Genomic DNA, 1133 nt, shown 5'->3' on the forward strand with positions numbered 1-1133 from the left:
GCCGCCTACTTGGTAGCCTTGTGCTGCCAGCACTGCCTTGACTGGCGATGGTGACGGGAACATGAACAGGGCGTTCATCCGCGGGGTCAGCCACCGCTGCAGGCTGCCGGCCAAGGCATAGTTGCCGGCGTACAGTTCATCGTACATCTTCCGCATGCGGCGGGTGTACAAGTGGCTGGCAACGGAGATGACCCCGTCGGCGCCAAGCACCCGGGCTGACAAGGCCTGGGCATCTTCGCCGGTAAAGACGGCGAAGTCAAGCGGACGGCCAGCGACGATTTCTTCGATCTCTTCCAAGCTGGCACATTGCTTGATCCCAACGATGTTCGGGTGTTGTGCCAGCTGGAGAATGGTTGACACTTCCATTTTAACGCCAGTTCGGCCAGGAATGTTGTAGATCACGACTGGAATGTGAACTTGGTCGGCAACTGCCGTAAAGTGGGCCACCATGGAGCGCTGGTTTGGCTTATTGTAAGGCGGCACAACAACCAGAGCATAGTCAATGCCGGGAATCTGCGCGACTTCTTCAGTAAAGGCGATCGTTTCAGCCGTATTGTTGCTGCCGGTGCCGGCGATTACCGGTACCCGCCCGTGCACGATCTGGCCAAAACGCTTGTAGAGCATAATCTTTTCGTCATGCGTCAATGTTGGGGTTTCGCCTGTCGTACCACCGATCACAAAGCCATTGCAGCCTTGTTCGATCAGGTTGTTGGTCAGTTCGCTCAAGCTTTCGAAGTCGATCTCCCCTTCTTCGGTAAAAGGAGTAATGATCGCTGTCAATAAATCCGCGTTTTGTAAGTTGTTGTCCATTTCTTTGCCTCTGTTAAATCTTAGTCTTCTGTCATTCGATATTCTAAAAAGCCGACGATTGCCTTGATGCCGCTGTTAATCGCGCTTTCTTTCGGCGTCAGGGATGCTGAATGAAGCGGTGCATCGTCCTCTATGCCCAGCCAGAACATGGTTCCAGGAATCTGCGCCAGCAGGTAGCCGAAATCTTCGCCAGTCATGGCAGGCTCTGTTTCAACATAGTTGACGCCGGCAGCCTGCTTCATGTAATTAATGAAGTTTCGCGTCAGATCCGGATCGTTTTCGACTGGCCAGTAGCCGCCTTGATTGAGTTCCAGCTTGACTTT

Annotated in this window: 2 protein-coding genes; both read right to left on the minus strand. The window is 53.6% G+C overall.

Going from position 1 to position 1133, the window contains the following annotated elements; genetic code table 11:
• Nucleotides 1-810 (minus strand): 4-hydroxy-tetrahydrodipicolinate synthase (gene dapA, locus lacNas_RS11665; RefSeq protein WP_201331759.1); only part of this gene is annotated, 810 nt, incomplete at its 3' end.
• A gap of 20 nt (nt 811-830) precedes the next feature.
• The coding region (locus lacNas_RS11670; RefSeq protein WP_201346889.1) for a M20/M25/M40 family metallo-hydrolase at nt 831-1133 on the minus strand (303 nt) is incomplete at its 5' end.

The sequence above is a fragment of the Lactobacillus nasalidis genome (assembly GCF_016587775.1).
Lineage (GTDB): Bacteria > Bacillota > Bacilli > Lactobacillales > Lactobacillaceae > Lactobacillus > Lactobacillus nasalidis.